Source organism: Bradyrhizobium erythrophlei (genome assembly GCF_900142985.1).
Taxonomy (GTDB): domain Bacteria; phylum Pseudomonadota; class Alphaproteobacteria; order Rhizobiales; family Xanthobacteraceae; genus Bradyrhizobium; species Bradyrhizobium erythrophlei_B.
This window is the reverse complement of record NZ_LT670849.1, coordinates 6,011,121-6,027,238: the sequence shown is the minus strand read 5'-3', so window position 1 is coordinate 6,027,238 and position 16,118 is coordinate 6,011,121. Positions and strand designations below refer to the sequence as shown.

At 57.9% G+C, this 16,118-nt stretch carries 15 protein-coding genes and 1 pseudogene; 4 read left to right on the top strand and 12 right to left on the bottom strand.

The window, feature by feature from the left end; all coding sequences use genetic code 11:
* Window positions 1-331: 331 nt before the first annotated feature.
* The 3 genes and pseudogenes from BUA38_RS28850 to BUA38_RS28840 form a co-directional block, all read right to left on the bottom strand.
* Window positions 332-700, bottom strand: coding sequence for a response regulator transcription factor (locus tag BUA38_RS28850; RefSeq protein ID WP_072823340.1), 369 nt, complete (start codon window positions 698-700; stop codon window positions 332-334).
* Window positions 701-924: 224 nt separating this feature from the next.
* Window positions 925-1,346, bottom strand: a pseudogene (locus BUA38_RS28845) (OsmC family protein).
* A 52-nt stretch (window positions 1,347-1,398) separates the two neighbouring features.
* Window positions 1,399-2,259 (bottom strand): alpha/beta fold hydrolase, encoded by an 861-nt coding sequence (locus tag BUA38_RS28840; RefSeq protein WP_072823338.1) that lies wholly within the window; start codon window positions 2,257-2,259, stop codon window positions 1,399-1,401.
* Window positions 2,260-2,790: 531 nt separating this feature from the next.
* Here BUA38_RS28840 and BUA38_RS28835 point away from each other — a divergent pair.
* From BUA38_RS28835 to BUA38_RS28825, 3 genes are all read left to right on the top strand, one after another.
* Window positions 2,791-3,471, top strand: a complete 681-nt coding sequence (locus tag BUA38_RS28835) for a hypothetical protein (protein WP_072823336.1) — start codon at window positions 2,791-2,793, stop codon at window positions 3,469-3,471.
* Between the two features lie 117 nt (window positions 3,472-3,588).
* A complete protein-coding gene (locus BUA38_RS28830; protein ID WP_072823334.1) occupies window positions 3,589-4,224 on the top strand; it encodes a cytochrome b/b6 domain-containing protein in 636 nt (211 codons plus the stop codon).
* Window positions 4,225-4,241: 17 nt separating this feature from the next.
* Window positions 4,242-4,973 carry a molybdopterin-dependent oxidoreductase gene (locus BUA38_RS28825; protein ID WP_244553090.1) on the top strand — a complete coding sequence of 244 codons (732 nt, stop codon included), beginning with the start codon at window positions 4,242-4,244 and terminating at the stop codon, window positions 4,971-4,973.
* 288 nt (window positions 4,974-5,261) lie between these two features.
* Here BUA38_RS28825 and BUA38_RS28820 read toward each other — a convergent pair whose 3' ends face one another.
* The 9 genes from BUA38_RS28820 to BUA38_RS28785 form a co-directional block, all read right to left on the bottom strand.
* Complete coding sequence (locus BUA38_RS28820) at window positions 5,262-5,915, bottom strand: response regulator transcription factor (RefSeq protein WP_072826508.1); 654 nt, start codon at window positions 5,913-5,915, stop codon at window positions 5,262-5,264.
* A gap of 5 nt (window positions 5,916-5,920) precedes the next feature.
* A complete protein-coding gene (locus tag BUA38_RS28815) occupies window positions 5,921-7,084 on the bottom strand; it encodes a sensor histidine kinase (protein ID WP_072823330.1) in 1,164 nt (387 codons plus the stop codon).
* A 199-nt stretch (window positions 7,085-7,283) separates the two neighbouring features.
* Complete coding sequence (locus tag BUA38_RS37210; RefSeq protein WP_156898789.1) at window positions 7,284-7,493, bottom strand: hypothetical protein; 210 nt, start codon at window positions 7,491-7,493, stop codon at window positions 7,284-7,286.
* Window positions 7,494-7,575: 82 nt separating this feature from the next.
* A complete protein-coding gene (locus BUA38_RS28810) occupies window positions 7,576-9,246 on the bottom strand; it encodes a dipeptide ABC transporter ATP-binding protein (protein ID WP_072823328.1) in 1,671 nt (556 codons plus the stop codon).
* Between the two features lie 3 nt (window positions 9,247-9,249).
* Window positions 9,250-10,188 carry an ABC transporter permease gene (locus BUA38_RS28805; RefSeq protein ID WP_083587814.1) on the bottom strand — a complete coding sequence of 313 codons (939 nt, stop codon included), beginning with the start codon at window positions 10,186-10,188 and terminating at the stop codon, window positions 9,250-9,252.
* 11 nt (window positions 10,189-10,199) lie between these two features.
* Entirely contained in the window at window positions 10,200-11,141 is a 942-nt protein-coding gene (locus BUA38_RS28800; RefSeq protein ID WP_072823323.1) for an ABC transporter permease, read from the bottom strand.
* A 5-nt stretch (window positions 11,142-11,146) separates the two neighbouring features.
* On the bottom strand, window positions 11,147-12,730 hold the full coding sequence (locus BUA38_RS28795) for an ABC transporter substrate-binding protein (protein ID WP_072823321.1): 1,584 nt from the start codon (window positions 12,728-12,730) through the stop codon (window positions 11,147-11,149).
* Between the two features lie 43 nt (window positions 12,731-12,773).
* Entirely contained in the window at window positions 12,774-13,244 is a 471-nt protein-coding gene (locus BUA38_RS28790) for a RidA family protein (RefSeq protein WP_072823319.1), read from the bottom strand.
* Between the two features lie 63 nt (window positions 13,245-13,307).
* Window positions 13,308-14,828 (bottom strand): M81 family metallopeptidase, encoded by a 1,521-nt coding sequence (locus BUA38_RS28785; RefSeq protein WP_072823317.1) that lies wholly within the window; start codon window positions 14,826-14,828, stop codon window positions 13,308-13,310.
* Window positions 14,829-15,066: 238 nt separating this feature from the next.
* Here BUA38_RS28785 and BUA38_RS28780 point away from each other — a divergent pair, with 238 nt between their 5' ends.
* Window positions 15,067-15,987, top strand: coding sequence for a LysR family transcriptional regulator (locus BUA38_RS28780; protein WP_072823315.1), 921 nt, complete (start codon window positions 15,067-15,069; stop codon window positions 15,985-15,987).
* The last annotated feature ends 131 nt before the right edge of the window (window positions 15,988-16,118 follow it).

Sequence of the window (16,118 nt, the reverse complement as noted above, 5' to 3'; positions counted from 1 at the left end):
ACCAAAAGAATATGCTTGGCGAGCGTTCGAGCAACAGCAATCTATGCCGCACATCGTTGCTTAAATAGCAACGGGCTGGTTGGACCATGCGGGAACTAAGTCAGGACCGCCTGAGACACTTTGGAAGTTGTTTGTCGCCGAGAGGCCCGATCGCGCTGTCCGCTCTCGGACAGCAATCACCGATCAGGATCGCGAGGTGATGTCCTCGACAATATCGCTCCACATCACGCTCTGCTGGCTAACGACGCCCCATTCGTGGGCGAACAGTCTTCAATCCTGACGACACCATCCTCAACGCGGCTCGCAATCACGCGCCCGCCGGAGTTAACGATCAGATTTTCAGGGCTGCTTCGAGAAGGCCGATCAAAGCATCTGCTTCGAACGGCTTCGTTAGCAGGCAGAAAGCCCCATCGGCTGCTGCCCTCGCTTCCAGGCCCGGCTCTGCGCACCCGGAGATCACGATGACCGGCACTGTCGAGCCACCCGCCTTGAGTAGCCGAATGAGATCAAGCCCGCTCATCCCGGGCATTTCAAAGTCAGTGATGATGCAGTCGCACGATCCTTCCCCACCCCTACCGATAAATTCTACGGCGGACGCATAGCCGTGAGCTTCATATCCCAGCGAACGAAGCAATCCGACGATCGCAATCCGGAATGATTCGTCGTCGTCAAGGACCGAGATTATGAATTCTCCAGACATGCATGATCCTTTCCCGGTCGAACCCCTTGCCCGCTGATTGGTCAAGCCGAGAGCGCTGATGTTCCGCATGAGATGAGGCGTCGAAAACAATCTGTACGCCAGTTTAAAGCGACCCTTTGTCACGCATTCGGTTTGGCCGCTTTGCGATCTGAAATTTGTCCAGTCTTTCGTCCATTATACAAGTGAGCCATATGGCGCCGACAACCACGGCGGTAGACAAAACCTCAAATCAACTTGGCATCCAAAGTGATCGCCGCGTTGAGAACCTTTGAAACAGGGCAGTTCTTCTCGGCATCGGTGACCATTCGTACAAACGCAACTTCGTCCAGGCCCGGTATCTTGGCGCGCAGGGTCAGAGCCGAACGACTGATGCGAAATCCTGACCCTCCGCTTCAATGGTGACTGCGGCTTCGACGTCGATCTCTGTCGGCGTGAAGCCTGCACTCTCCATCACAAATGCGACGGTCATGGAGAAGCAACCGGCGTGAGCGGCAGCAACGAGTTCTTCGGGATTGGTGCCATTCTCGTTTTCGAACCGCGTCTTGAAAGAATAGGGAGTCGCCTGAAGAACCCCAGATTCGGTGGAAAGTTTACCGCCGCCTGCGCGACCGGTGCCGCGCCAAATTGCTCTTGCCTTGCGGATCATGGAACGTCTCCTCGTTCGTTTGCTGTCTTCCGACAATGCGACTTGTCGCGACTTAAGCGAGGAACTCCACGATCGCGGCGTTGATCTCCTCGGCATGCGTCCACGGCAGGCCGTGGGAGCCGCCCTTGATCTCGATGTACATCACACCCTTGATCATTTTCGCCTGCCTTCGGGATGTGACATCGGCGGGCAGGATGCGATCGTCGTCACCGTGAATCATCAGGGTCGGCAAATCATTGTGCGAGATGTCGTTGCGGAAATCCTCGATCCATGCGTCGACGCAGGCCAACGTTCCGATGGCCGACGCACCGATTGCCACGCTCCAGTTGGCTTGAATGGCGAGCTCGCTGACCAACTTTCCATCGGCGCCACCCACGCTGTAGAAGTTCTTCAGGAACGCCATCAATGTAGCTGGGCGATCGGCCCGGATCCCGGCCTGGATCCCGCTGAACACGCTGGCGTCGATACCTTCGGGATTTTCGGGCGCCTTAACTAGATAGGGTCCAAGAGTCCCGATGAGGACGGCCTTGCGAAGCCGCTCGGTGCCGAATGTGCCGATGTAGCGCGTGATTTCGCCGGTGCCCATCGAGTGCCCGACCAGAGACACGCCTGTAAGGTCGAGCGCGCGAAGCAGCGCGTCGAGGTCGGCTGCAAAGGTGTCGTAGTTGTACCCAACCGCGGGCTTGCTGGATCGGCCGAAACCGCGGCGATCGTAGGTGATCACGCGGTGGCCGGCGGCCAAGAGTGCGGCGGTCTGTTTTTCCCACGCGTCGCCATTCAACGGCCAGCCGTGGATCAATACGACCGGAGAACCCGAGCCGTGATCCTCATAGTAGAGCTCTATGGAGGTCGAATTTTCCTGCCCGACTTTGACGAAACCTCGCTGAGTGGACGCAGACGATATTTCAGGCATTTTCTCTCTCCGTGATTGCGCACCAGATCATTTGCGCCAAAAGAAAATGCCAAGCGTGATTGCAAATCCATCGCACGAAGGTTTGGTCGATACTATACTTCTGGGTCGGTCAGAGCGTCGAACTTCGGCGACGCTTACATCTTACACATGAAGTAAGCATCCGGCTCGACTTCGCGGTCATCAGCTCCGTGGTCAACTGCCTTCGCGCCTCGAAAAACCTCACCAAACAATTGGGCAAGGTGCTGCTGTCCCTCTCGTTAGTCGGCTTCATCCGAAACGATTCCCGATCTCGAACGCGTCGGCGAACATCCGCGGCTTCAACGACCCAATCGAGCCTCGCAGGGCGCTTTATGGTTAAGCTCGCGTCGTCTATCCCTCCCAAACCTATCTGAAGGTATCGGTTCGATGACACCTTCGTCCGAATAGGTCCGCCTTCACTCGCGCGCATACACTTGTCCAGAGCCGCGACGGCCCGACGGAAAGTGGAGAATTTTCCGTGCAATCATCGCTCAAAGCGAATGGAGTCAGATCATGCCTCGTCTTCTCGCACTTGTTACTGTTGCCACCATCTTCATAACTTCCACGGCGGCCGTCGCGGCGCCACCGCTTGAGCATGTACGCGGCACTGTAAAATCGATCAGCGATGCCGTGCTCATCGTTCACACGGCGAGTGGAACGAATGAGAAGGTTTATCTGACCGACAAGACGGGCTACCTCACGGTAGCGAAATCAAACCTCGATCATACCGGTTCGGGCGACTACATCGGGGTCGCCACGAAGTCGATTGGCGACAAGCTTGTGGCGCTTGGCGTGTTGCTTTTTCCTCCAGCGATGAAGGGCGCGTTGGAAGGACACTTCGACTGGGACCCGATCCCGGATACGACTCTCTCGGCTGGCGGCACCACGGCCAGTGCGATGACGAACGGTACGGTCAAGGCGGCGACGCCGGCAGCCGGTGCTAAAAAAGTAACGAGCACCATGACGAACGGCACCGTTTCAAGCGCCGGTGCTTCCGGCGATGCAAAGCAGCTCACGGTGACCTACAAAGGTGGAGAGCAGATCGTCCTCGTGCCACCGACAGCGCCCGTCGTAACGGTCACGCCCGGCGGCAAGTCCGATGTGACGGAGGGCCAAGTGGTCTTCATCAACGCCATCCGGCAAGACGGTCAGTTAAATGCCGCAGCGGTTTTTGCAGGTCTCAACTTTTTATAGGTGTCAAAGGGCGCTACGCCTCCGATTTGGAGCGAGTGCCCTTGGAATTCCCGCGGAAGCGCAGCGAAGCAAGTTCTGCAGATACGCTCCCGAACGGGGGGACATGGGAGAACAGAGATGGCCCCTCGACGCAACTACCTCGCTCATCCGTTGCCGGTTCGAATCATGCACTGGATCGGCGCTGTCGCGGTTATCTGCATGATTTTGAGTGGCTTGCAGATCTACAACGCCTCGCCGCTCCTGCCGTTCACTTTTCCGGGGTGGATGACGCTTGGCGGTTGGCTCGGCGGCGGTATTGCCTGGCACCTGAGCGCGATGTGGGTGCTTTTCGCCGATGGCCTCGCTTATCTCGCCTACGGGTTCCTCTCGGGCCACTTTCGTCGTGACATTCTACCCCCTCGGCCAAAGATCATACTCCGCGATCTGAACGATGCGCTTCAGTTTCGGCTTGCCCATCAGCTCGGCGCCTACAATGGCGTCCAGCGCTTGCTCTACATGGGAGTGATCATCATGATTTGCCTGGCGGTCGCAACCGGCCTCTCGATCTGGAAGCCCGTTCAGCTCGGCTGGTTGACCGGCCTGTTCGGCGGTTACCCCGCTGCGCGCGTAATCCACTTCATCATGATGGCCCTGATCGTTGGCTTTCTCATTATACACTTGGCCCTCGTCATATTATTTCCGCGCACGCTGGTCTCGATGCTCGCTCCGGTTCGGTCCGAGCTCGACAATGCGCCACGAGGGAGCGTGCGTTGAGGGGAAATCGAACAGCTGTGCGTGCCAGCGACATCGCCCCGGAACTGGCGCGGATTGGCCGCCGGCGCTTTCTTAAAGGCGGACTTTCCTTGGGAGCCCTGACTCTTCTGACAGGCTGCGATCTTTCGAGTCATTCCGGCGTCGACGCTGCGCTTTCCACGATGCTGGAATTTGACGACATGGTACAGGCGGCGCTGTTTAACCCCAATCGGATGGCTGAGACTTATCCGGTGAGCGCGATTACCAAACCCTTCCGCTTCAATGCATATTATCCGGAATGGCAGGTCCGTATCGTGCCCGCACAGTGGCACCTCGATGTGTCCGGACTGGTTTCCGACAAAGCTCCATGGACCCTCGAAAACCTCCTGGCGCTCCCGCAGGAAAGCCAGATCACACGGCACATCTGCATCGAAGGATGGAGCCAGATTGGCCAATGGAGCGGGGTGCCATTGCATGTCTTTCTTCGCCGAATCGGTGCGGATCCGCGAGCGCGCTACGTTGCGTTCAGGTGCTTTGACGGATACTCGACGAGCCTGGACATGGCAAGCGCACTACATCCGCAAACCATCTTGGCCATCGACTTCGAAGACGCTCCTTTGACGCCGGAATGGGGTGCACCGGTGCGATTGCGTATTCCGACCAAGCTCGGCTTCAAGAGCGCGAAGAATTTGCAGGCGATCGAGGTGACAAATACGTATCCAGGTGGTTTTTGGGAGGATCAGGGCTACAACTGGTTCTCCGGCTCGTGAGTACTTAATCGTCACCTCACTTCACATGTTCATTCGCCAAACTCGCCACGATCAGCAAAGGCACATCCCTGCGTGGCTATGGGTTAGGTTACAGGGTCAAATTGTGCAGACGAAGTACGCCAACGATCTGACAAGATGTTCTATCCGGCGCGAATAGGCGCACCGTCGTCGGTGATCGAAATTACGGGCGTTACGGTCAAACGCGGTTCCCTCACTCGCACGAAAGCTGGCGAAGACATTGAGCCGTAATACCTCACCTAAATATCATACCTTGATTTGCGTGTTTCGCTAGTTTGTGCGTTTGACGCCAAGCATTTCAGCCTTTCTCACGAGGTCAGCGACCGATCGGGCCTCCATCTTTTTCATCATATGTCCGCGGTGGATTTTCACAGTAATTTCACTCACCTGCAACCGGTGGGCAATCTCCTTGTTCATCAGGCCGGAAATGACAAAGGACAGAACTTCCCGTTCGCGCCGGGTTAGTGATTCAAAGAGGCGCCGAAGTTGGGACAGCACCTTCCCTTCGTTGCGCCGCCTGCGGTCTTCGTCGAGCGCTCGGGTCAGGGCGTCCAGCATGTCCTGGTCACGAAACGGCTTGGGCAGGAAGTCGATGGCTCCAGCCTTCATTGCTTTCACCGACATTGGAATGTCGCCATGTCCGGTCATAAAGACGATCGGAATGTGAATCCCCGCCTTGGCCAGGACGCCCTGAAACTCCAGGCCGTTCGTGTCCGGTAGCCGAATGTCGAGTACAAGACAACTCGGAATATCCGGAAACTCGCTCCCAAGGAAAGCGGCGCCTGTGCTGAATACTTTGACATGAAAATTCATCGATCGAAACAAGTGCGTCATCGCCACCTGCATAGACTCGTCATCGTCAACGACGAAAACGATTTGTTCGGAATCCTCTTCCAATGACGCAGTTTTCGCGTACTGGCTCATGGCGCTCACTCCTGGTGCGAGGGCAAGGCGAACTGGAATGTGGCGCCCGGCTCTCCTGTATTGTTCGTTGCCCACAGTCGTCCGCCATGATCCCCAATGATCGAACGGCAGATCGATAGGCCTATCCCCAGACCGCTCGGTTTGGTGCTGAAGAAAGCATCAAACAGACGATCCGCCGCGTCCGCCGAAATGCCAACACCGCCGTCCTTCACGGCAACCACGATCCGATGTGCTTCATCCTCATACGAACGGATCAGCAATTTATGCTGGCGGTCCGTCACTGCCTGCATCGCGTCGACACTGTTTACGACGAGATTGATGATTACTTGCTGGAGCTGGATCCGGTCTCCGACAATCAGCGGCGTAGCGCTCGCCAACTCGAGCCGTAGGGTCACATGCTGTGCGGCCAGTTCTCGCTGCAGAAGAGCGGCGACCTCACTGACGATGTCATTGACATCAAGCAGGGTCTTCTGAGTATCCGCTTTTTTGAAAAGTCCGCGGACGCGCTGGATTACTTGGCCAGCCCGGTTGCCGTCCTTGACGATCCATTCGATGGCGCCGCGGACGTAATTCAGGTCGGGTGTTTCGCGGCGAAGAAAGCGCAGGCAGGCTTGGCCGTTGGCCACGATCGCGGCGAGCGGTTGGTTTACCTCATGTGCGATCGAGGCGCTTATTTCTCCCAGCGTCGCCACCCGGCTGGCGTGAGCCAGCGCGGTTTGTGCGGCGTCCAGTGCGGCTTGCGACTTCCTGCTCTCGGTAATGTCCATCAAGGCGCCGACAATTTCCTCCTTGCCGGACGCGTACTTCACGCGATGCGCGCGAACGTGAAGGAACTTGATTTGCCCATCCGGCATCAGCAGTCGCTGCTCGAAATCGTGGTTCTGCTCGCCCTGCATCGCGCGATAGACTTCATGTTGCAAATGCGCGCGGTCATCAGGATGGACGCGTTGGATGATGAGATCCATCGAGGGCCTAACGCTCCGATCGAAGCCCATGATCTGGTAAGTCTCGTCCGACCAGAAGTGGTCGCCGCTAATGGGATCCCAAGCTATGCCGCCGGTGAGGCTGAGCTTCTGCGCTTCCGCCAAAAACGCCTCGCTGCGTTGCAGTGCGTTCTCCGCGAGTTTCTGGTCGTCGGCGATCACACGCCACTCGTTTGTCCCGGTCATGGTATCATCCCTGGATGCCCACCCGGCAGGAGGGTACGCGGCATCCGCGCCGAGGCGAGTTTAGTGTTGTAAAGCGGCGTAAATGATCGCGCGCAGAATCTTCAGTTGGACCCCCAGCCAGGATCGCGAAGGTCACCACCAGAGTGTGTCAGCCGCAACTGTGCGACGAGGGAACTATGCGTGTATCCAGATTCTCGCCTCACGGCAGAAAACGCGACTGTCGCCGGAACTCGCTGCTGATGTCCTTGAGGGGCTGGTCATCTTTCTCCGTCTTAGCAACCGCCGCCACCAATCCGGGATCGGCGACAAAAGGCGTCCGCGGCCCTTCTTTCGTTGAAAATTGGCTAAGCCAAAGCCAAAAGTACTCTACAGCTTCGGAACGGCCCCCCTTGGTGATGCGTTCTGACATGTATCTTGGCTGTCTCCGGTGCTGCCGACTTTGTAAGCTTATGTAGCGAAATCCTTGCAGCGGCCTACGGAACGGCCGCGGCTTATTTCGGCGAGGTCTCTCCGCCGAACCCAGACCCTTGGCCAGGAAACGCAAACCCTTGGCCAGGAGCGGCTTGAATAAGTTGGCGAGTGTAATCATCTTTCGGGCTTCCGAAGACGTCGGCCGTCGCTCCCTGCTCGACGACTTGCCCTTGCCGCATGACGACGATGCGGTCGCATAATTGGCTCGCAACGCGCAGATCGTGGGTGATGAACAGAATGCCGACGCCAGTTCGCGCCTGAATATCTTCAAGCAACTCAAGGATTTGAGCTTGAACGGATACGTCGAGTGCAGAGACCGGCTCGTCGGCGACAATGAGGCGCGGTTCACAAGCAAGAGCGCGCGCGATCGCAATGCGTTGCCGTTGCCCGCCGGAGAATTCGTTGGGGTAGCGGCGAAGTGCATCCGGTTGCAATCTCACCAGCTTCATCAATTCTTCCGCCCGCTGCCAGGCAGCGCTGATGGACACACCGAAGTTCAGCGGCCCCTCCACGATCGACGCGCCGACGGTTTGGCGCGGGTTAAGAGAGCGATACGGATCCTGGAAGATGAGCTGCACGTCGCGGCGGGCCGGCACGAGCTGGCGGTTTTGAAGATGGGTGACGTTGCGGGAATTGACAATGATCGTCCCGCCGGAAGGCTCAGCCAATCGTGCGACGCAACGGGCAAATGTCGATTTCCCCGAACCGGACTCGCCGACGATTCCGACCGTCTCTCCCGCACCAACCGAAAGGGATACCTCTTTGACAGCGGCTATGCTCGTCTTACGCGCGGGCCAGTGTCCACGGACGAAGCTCTTGGAAATCTCCGTGGCTGATAGCAACGCAGCTGCAATCGGTCTGCCCGGTCGCACCTTCGGTATGAGCGGAGGAACTGCGGCGATGAGCGAACGTGTATAGGGATGGTGCGGACGCATGAGAACGTCGTCCTTGCGGCCAGACTCGACCATTTGCCCCAGCCGTAACACTACGACGCGGTCGGCGATATCAGCTACAACACCGATATCATGTGTGATGAACAGGACCGCCGTGCCATTTTCAGCCTGGAGTTCACGGATGAGCTTGAGCACCTCCGCTTGTGTCGTCACGTCGAGCGCCGTGGTAGGCTCGTCGCAAATCAGTAGAACAGGCTTGAGAACAAGCGCAATAGCGATGACAATTCGCTGGCGCTGTCCTCCGGAAAGTTGATGTGGGTATGACCGATAGAGACGGTCTGGATCCGGGAGATGAACGCGCGCCATCATCTCCGTGATTGTCCGATAGCGCGCCTTAGGACTCATCCGCACATGCTGTCGCAGCATCTCGTCAATCTGTTCACCGCATGTCACCACCGGATTGAGGGCAGTCATGGGTTCCTGAAAAACCATTGCCATGGACGGACCGCGCAGCGGTCGTAGCGCATTCTGTGACAAGCCGACTAGTTCGTGTCCTTCGAGCTTGATCGATCCGACGGAAGGGCGAAGTCCAGATGGCAACAGTCCCATGATTGCACTTGCAATCATCGACTTGCCGGAGCCCGATTCGCCGAGAAGGCAGACCGTTTCGCCTTTATCAACTTGAAACGAGACGTTCTCGACCGCGTGTCGGCGATCGGCTCTCGAGGGTAGCGGAATGGTCAGATCGCTGACCGCAAGTACGGGTCCGTCAACAGACACGATTGCCGTCGCTGCCATTTCTCATCCTCCGCGCTTATTGAACTTTGGATCCAGCGTATCCCTCAAGCCGTCGCCCAACATGTTGACTGCGAGAACGGTGAGCGCGAGGAAGATTCCCGGGAACAGTACGTTGTGCGGGTATTGATTGAACTGGGAGCGCCCTTCCGCCATGATATTTCCCCAACTCGGGAGGTCCGCTGGCAAGCCGATGCCTAGGAACGATAGGATGGCCTCCACCAGGATCGACGATGCGCAAACATATGTCGCCTGAATGATGAGCGGTGCAAAGGAGTTGGGAAGAATGTGCCGGAGCAGGATTTTCCAGGTGGGAGTTGCCAGGGCGACCGCGGCCTCGACATAAGGTTCTTCACGAATGGTCAGCACAAGTGACCGCACGAGTCTGGCTACGCGGGGCACCTCCGGCAAAGCGATAGCGATGACGACGCTCGCCAGCGTCCCGCCGAACAGCGCGATCAAAGTAACAGCAAACAGGATTCCTGGGATCGCCATGACGCCGTCCATGACGCGCATGACGATAAGATCAAGGAACCTGAAGTAGCCGGCGGTCAGGCCAAGTGCCACGCCAATAGTGACCGCGAAGGCCGCGACTGACAGCCCGACGGCTATCGAAACGCGGCCGCCATAGAGTGCCCTGCTCCAGATGTCGCGCCCGAGGCTGTCGGTTCCCATGACAAACCAATGGGAAATGACGTTGCCGTCAAGATTGGTGAAATCGGCAAGCGTACCTGGAAGCGTATTGCTGATTGATGGATCGATGTCGGTCGGATCTATCGTGCCCAACCAAGGCGCCAGGATCGACATCAGAATCAACGTCACGAGCACGATCCCCGACAGGCGTACAGACCAGTTGCTGAGAAGGCGCGCCCAGATCGACGGACGACGCAAAACATTGGCTGTCGCCGAAGTCGCAGTGAGGGTTTGAAGTGCAGCCTCAGTCACGCGAACCTCCCTTATTGGCGGATGCGGGGATCGAGCAGCAAATAGCTGAGATCGACCAGGAGATTGATTCCGACATACACCGCTGCGAACAGCAGCGTGATGCCCTGGATCAAAGGAAAATCTCTCGACAGCACCGCATCGACGGTGAGCGAACCCAATCCTGGAATTGCAAAGACCGACTCCGTGACGACAACGCCGCCGATCAGAAGCGCAATGCCGATGCCGATGACGGTCACGATAGGAATGGCGGCATTTCTCAGGGCATGGTGGATGAGGACGCGTAGTTCCGAGATGCCCTTTGCCCGAGCCGTTCGTATGAAATCCTCGGTCAAGGCTTCCGCAACCGATGCCCGGGTAACCCTGGCAATCAGCGCCAAATAGACAATGGACAAGGTCGTCGCCGGCAGGATCAAGTTGCGTAACCATGGAAGCAGGCCGTCGGAAAGGCGATGGTAGCCCTGAACAGGCAACAGCTGCAGGCGCAGCGCAAATATCCAGATCAGGACATATCCCGTCACGAACACCGGCACGGAGAAGCCGAGCGCAGAGAACGTCATCAATCCCCGATCAAGCCAACCTCCATGCCGCCATGCCGCGAGCACCCCAAGAGGCACCGCAAGCAGGATTGTGATGACGATTGTAAGGGTCGATAGCGCGACAGTCGGCTCGATCCGCTGTCCGATCAGCTTCGACACCGGCTGTTTCATGAAAAATGATTGCCCGAGATCCCCATGCAAGACGCCAAGCAGCCAACGGGTGAATTGCAAAGGCAGTGGGTCCTTCAGCCCTAGCTGCGTGCGAACGGCGTCGAGCGCAGCGGCACTCGCATCGTTGCCTACGATTGACGCGGCGGGATCACCCGGCGCAAGGCGGGTCATGAGAAAGATGATCGCGGCTACGATAAGGAGAACCGGAATCGTGGCAAGAAGCCTTCTGGCGAGGAACGCTGGCATTAGAGTCAATCCTTCTGGATACCCCAAAACACGCAAACCGGTGAGGTCACCGCGCCCCGGATCACGTCCTTGCGGACTGCGGTGATTGTCTTGTATTCGCCGATAGGGGCAACAATCGCGGCATCGAACACACGCTCCTGAATCTTATCTGCCAGGGCTTTGCGCTGGTCCTCGGTCGTTGCGACCAAGAACTCGTCCTTGAGCGCTTCAACCTGCTGGTCTGTCGGCCAGCCAAACCAGCCGCTTTCACCGGTGCCAGTGAGAGGTGCGTAGAACAGCGGGTTGATGTTGTCGGGAATATTCCAGCCCGTGATGAAGGCACCCCAGCCGCCTTGCGCAGGAGGAGTTTTCAAGGCACGGCGCGCGACGAGCGTTGGCCAATCCATCGATTGCAAGTCGACCTTGAAGCCCGCCTGCTTGAGCAAGGCGGCCATGACGGGCGGAAACTTGTTTAGGATCGCAAAGCTCGACGGATAGAGCAGGACGACTGGCTCGTTGTTGTAACCCGCCTCCTTCAACAGTTCGCGCGCCCGTGCGAATTGCGGCTTACCTGTGAAATAGGAGGTCTTGTCCGAATGATAGGGTGTACCTGTCGGATAGACGGAAGGATTGGCGTTATAAAGCTCCGCGTGGACCATCTGCGCTTTCATAAGCGCGTCCTGGCTAATAGCCATGTACGCGGCCTGTGCAGCCTTGACGTTGTTAAACGGCGGGAACAGATGGTTGAGATGGAGCGCGAACGACCCCTTCGGAGCGAGATTTGCGAATGAGATCCTGGGGCTGGCCTTCAAGGCCGTGTATTGATCGGCGGGCACCCATTCAATCAGATCTACTTCCCCATTGATGATGGCGTTTGTCTGCGTCTGGCCATCGGTGAGGATCACCCATTCCATTCGATCGACGTTGACAACCTTGCCGCCGGCGGTTCCAGAAGCCGGCTCGTCGCGCGGCACATAGTCGGTGTTCTTGGCATAGACGACGCGCTCGCCCGGTCGATATTCATCTGCTTTGAATATGAACGGACCCGAACCTATCGTGCTGGTGATTTGCTGGTCCGCAGGCGTTTCTGCGACCCGTTTGGGCATGATGAACGGAGGTACAGACGCCGGCTTCGACAGCGCCTCTAGCACGAGACCGAACCGCTGCTTAAGCGTCAGAACGAATGTGTCATCGCTCTTGGCCTCCAGAGAGGCAGTCGCCGCGAGCAGCTTTTGCCCGAGATTGTCGCGTTGGCCCCAGCGCTTGAGCGACTGGATAACGTCGGCTGACGTGACCGGCGCTCCGTCGTGAAATTTGAGGCCTTTGCGAAGCTTGAAAGTCCATGCCTTTCCATCGTCGCTCTGGTTGTAGTCGGAGACCATTTGCGGCTTTACATGCCCTTCCGCGTCCACACCAAAAAGCGTGTCGTAGATGGCGTAGCCATGGTTTCGCGTAATGATTGCGGTCGTCCAGATGGGATCGAGTATCTTGAGATCGGACTGCGGAACGACACGCAGGATCTTCGGATCCGCACCAAGCCCGGTTCGCGGCGCCGCGGCAGCGAGCATAAGGCCGCCGGCCATTGACAGGAACGATCGCCTATCCGTCATCTGAACCTCCCTATTGCTTTACTGGACGTCCTGCGGGTGTCGCCTAAACCGCCCTTGGCGGAGCAAGTTCAGCGACGAGCTCTACTTCGACGCACGCTTGTAGCGGAAGTTGAACAACTCCAAACGCGCTTCGAGCATGAGGCCCCATATCCGGAAATATTTCGGCGAAGAGCTCGCTTGCACCGTTGGCGACCAAATGCTGCTGAAAAAACTGCGGCGTCGACGCAACCATCGCGGTGAGCTTCGAAATTCGCGCGATAGCATCCAGGTTGCCGGTCGCGTGTTGTAGCGTCGCAAGAAGGTCGATCGCCGCGCTGCGAGCAGCCAATCGTCCTTCTTCGAGCGTGATGTCCTCTCCCAGCCGACCCGCCCATACCTTTCCATCGCGCCGCGCGAGATGACCGGAGAGGTATAAAGTCTGACCAGCGCGCACGTACGGCGCATATGCCGCCGCAGGCGCCGTGATCGGCGGCAAAACGATATTCAGGGCCTGAAGACGTTGATGGGCGCTCATGTTTGTCCTTCTACATCGGGGCATTCTTCCGTCGCACAACGAAGGTCAGCGGGAAGAATCCAGTTAGGCCGAAACGTTGGCATCCGCGGTGTGAGTCGAGGCTTTAAACGATGGCCCGTTGGGTCCAAGTCGAATACCGTCCCGGAGGTTCTTCCAAGGCAGCGCGATCGGGTCCGCCAGGAAAGGTCCAGGGGATTTCACAACTATGATCTCCTCGGCGATGGCCGCGAAGTCAGCGCGGAAATGGACGGAGCTCTTGTTGACCAGGATGCTCATCCTTTCCGGATCGATACCAACGGTCCGATACATGTTTCGATCAAGCAGTTGAGCTTTTGCGGATGTCACAACAATACGGATGTCTTCTATCCTCAGGCATGCGGTCGGGCCCAGATCGGCTTGCTTGCCATTCATCATGGGGCCGCCATAGACGAGCTTTCCGTCTGAGAGAGCCTCGACATGGAATCGCGCGCTCAGGGGACTGTCTCCAGGGACCTCAGCGCACCCTCCAAGGTTGATCGAGATTTGGGCACCAAGCCCAGCGGCGTGCGCAGCAGCCGCGGCCTTCGAATCGCAGATCAAACCGATCGCAGCATTTTTTGCCTGATGGCGGATCAGGGCCTTCAGCAGTCCCGTGGTGTTGGAGTTTCCGCCGACGCCCGGATTATCCTGCGTATCGGCCAAGATGACCGGGCGTTCGGCTGTGGATGCGATATCAATGGCCCTTGCGACGGCATCGTCGGCGTCTTCGAATTCCACCTTCCACTCGGACTCGCCATCGACGATGTGCTGGTAGATTCGTGTCACGGCACGCTCGATGGCTTGACGATCATTGCCATATCCCCAGACGGTCGCGCCACATTCGGGGAAATCCGCTGCGGAGAAGCCAGGTGCGAACGACAGCGAAAGAACGGCCCCTTCCTCCTCCTCCAATAAGTCATACACACCGCGCGCCGGCTGCAGCATGGTCGACATAGCGTTGACCGGGATCAAGAACGGTATGCGGCGTGCCGTACGATGAATCTCCTCGCGCGACGAAACAAGATGAAGGAGCAATTCTGCCGCCCGCGCGCCCGTTTCGGCCATGTCGACATGAGGATAGGTACGATAGGCGACCACCACATCGGCGAGGTCGAGCATCCGATCCGTGACATTGGCGTGCAGATCGAGTGACACAGCGATCCTCATGCCCTGCCCCACAATCGTGCGGATCCGGGAGAGCAGTTCGCCCTCGCCGTCGTCGAGATGCTCGGTCACCTGTGCACCGTGCAAGTCGAGGTAGATCGCATCGTAGTTCTGGCGCTTCACCGCTTCTACGATCTCGCCAGCGATGCGCTCGTAGGCATCCTTTGTGGTGTGAGCCGACGCGCCAGCCCCCGCCCAGATGACAGGCAACACTTCATGGCCGTACGCCTGGACGTGCTTGATGAAACCGCCGATTGGAATGTTTACTTCCAGCAAACTGAAGACATCGCCGCCTCTCACGAGACTGGGAAAGTCCTCCCCGCGGACGAAGCTTTCGTACGTGGCCTTCGACGGCGCAAACGTGTTGGTCTCATGCTGAAAGCCTGCGACAAGTATTTTCAACGGAATTCCCTCGGGTGGTTGACTGCACAGGCAGGTGATCTGCGTGCCGCACGCAGCGGCGGGCGGTTCCGAATGCTCTGGTTCGCAATTTCGATAGACAGCCGGCCTTCCGACCTACTCTGCCGCCGGTTCGGGTCCGCACCGGATGGACACCGGCGGTAGAATAGGCTTGACGTGCGTTCGAGCAACAGCAATCTATGCTGTACTTCGTTGCCCAAATAGCAACACGGGGTGGTCTATGCGAGAACTAAGTCATAGTCGCTTGAAATACTTCGAGGCCGTCTGCCGGTACGGTTCAATCCGCGGCGCCGCCGACAGTTTGAATACGGCGCCGTCGGTCATCACTCGACAAGTCGTGCTGCTCGAGAAGGAACTGGGCTTGAAACTATTCGAGAGGCAGGCGCGCGGGATGAAGTTGAACGACGTTGCGGCGCACGTCTTGGAGTATTGGCGCAGTTGCCAAGCTCATCGTCAGCAGCTTACAGAGCGGCTGAAGGCTGTCGAGCGGCTGGATGAGGGTTATGTCAGGATAGTGCTCAGCGAAGGCTATGTCGATCATCTGATCGAGCATGTCGTAGGTCCGTTCTGCGCGCAGCATCCAAAATTGTCGGTTGCGATCGATGCATTGCCTGTCTCCGACATCATGAATCAGGTTGGAGAAGACGCCGCCCATATCGGGTTGGCCTATAATCCGCAGGCGGACCCTCGGATCCAATTCGTCGCAAGTGCACCCGCTCCGGCTCGGCTATTGGTCCGCGTCGACCACCCTCTGACCCGGCATCGGCGTGCGATTACCGTGAGCCAATTGGCAGAATTCCCGTTTGCGTCGATGCCGCGGGGTTACGGCGTGACCCAGTTGGTTGAGGCGCTCGAATATTCAGAGCACGTGAAATTCCGGCCGGCATTCATGAGCAGTTCAGTCGCCGCTTTGCGGCGATATGTGAGAGCAACACATGGCGTCTCGATCATTGGCGCCGGCGTCGCCGCCGCCCCCGAAGTGGCGCGCGGTGAGGTTGTCTTGCTGGATATCGATCATGCAATTTGCGCAAAGGCAAAGCTTAGGCTCGTTACACGCCGCGCCCGACCGCTGTCTCCGGCGGCAGGTCGCCTGCTGGCCAATATGCGCAATCGGCTTGCGTCGTTCGGCGTGTCCCCTTGACGAAAGGCTTGTCCGGCCTGAACAATTGGCAGCATCGGAAGAATGCAGGGAACTCCCGACCGTGAGCACGCCGGCCAGATACGAAATAACAAAGAGCGTCACGGCTATTTCCTGGCACGGCTGCGTCACAC

Excerpts from the sequence above, each read along its gene's own strand:
- BUA38_RS28835 (WP_072823336.1), top strand. The coding sequence starts at position 2,791 with ATGCCTCGTCTTCTCGCACTTGTTACTGTTGCCACCATCTTCATAACT.
- BUA38_RS28830 (WP_072823334.1), top strand. The coding sequence starts at position 3,589 with ATGGCCCCTCGACGCAACTACCTCGCTCATCCGTTGCCGGTTCGAATC.
- BUA38_RS37210 (WP_156898789.1), bottom strand. The coding sequence starts at position 7,493 with ATGTCAGAACGCATCACCAAGGGGGGCCGTTCCGAAGCTGTAGAGTAC.
- BUA38_RS28795 (WP_072823321.1), bottom strand. The coding sequence starts at position 12,730 with ATGACGGATAGGCGATCGTTCCTGTCAATGGCCGGCGGCCTTATGCTC.
- BUA38_RS28840 (WP_072823338.1), bottom strand. The coding sequence starts at position 2,259 with ATGCCTGAAATATCGTCTGCGTCCACTCAGCGAGGTTTCGTCAAAGTC.
- BUA38_RS28850 (WP_072823340.1), bottom strand. The coding sequence starts at position 700 with ATGTCTGGAGAATTCATAATCTCGGTCCTTGACGACGACGAATCATTC.
- BUA38_RS28815 (WP_072823330.1), bottom strand. The coding sequence starts at position 7,084 with ATGACCGGGACAAACGAGTGGCGTGTGATCGCCGACGACCAGAAACTC.
- BUA38_RS28800 (WP_072823323.1), bottom strand. The coding sequence starts at position 11,141 with ATGCCAGCGTTCCTCGCCAGAAGGCTTCTTGCCACGATTCCGGTTCTC.
- BUA38_RS28780 (WP_072823315.1), top strand. The coding sequence starts at position 15,067 with ATGCGAGAACTAAGTCATAGTCGCTTGAAATACTTCGAGGCCGTCTGC.
- BUA38_RS28820 (WP_072826508.1), bottom strand. The coding sequence starts at position 5,915 with ATGAGCCAGTACGCGAAAACTGCGTCATTGGAAGAGGATTCCGAACAA.
- BUA38_RS28790 (WP_072823319.1), bottom strand. The coding sequence starts at position 13,244 with ATGAGCGCCCATCAACGTCTTCAGGCCCTGAATATCGTTTTGCCGCCG.
- BUA38_RS28810 (WP_072823328.1), bottom strand. The coding sequence starts at position 9,246 with ATGGCAGCGACGGCAATCGTGTCTGTTGACGGACCCGTACTTGCGGTC.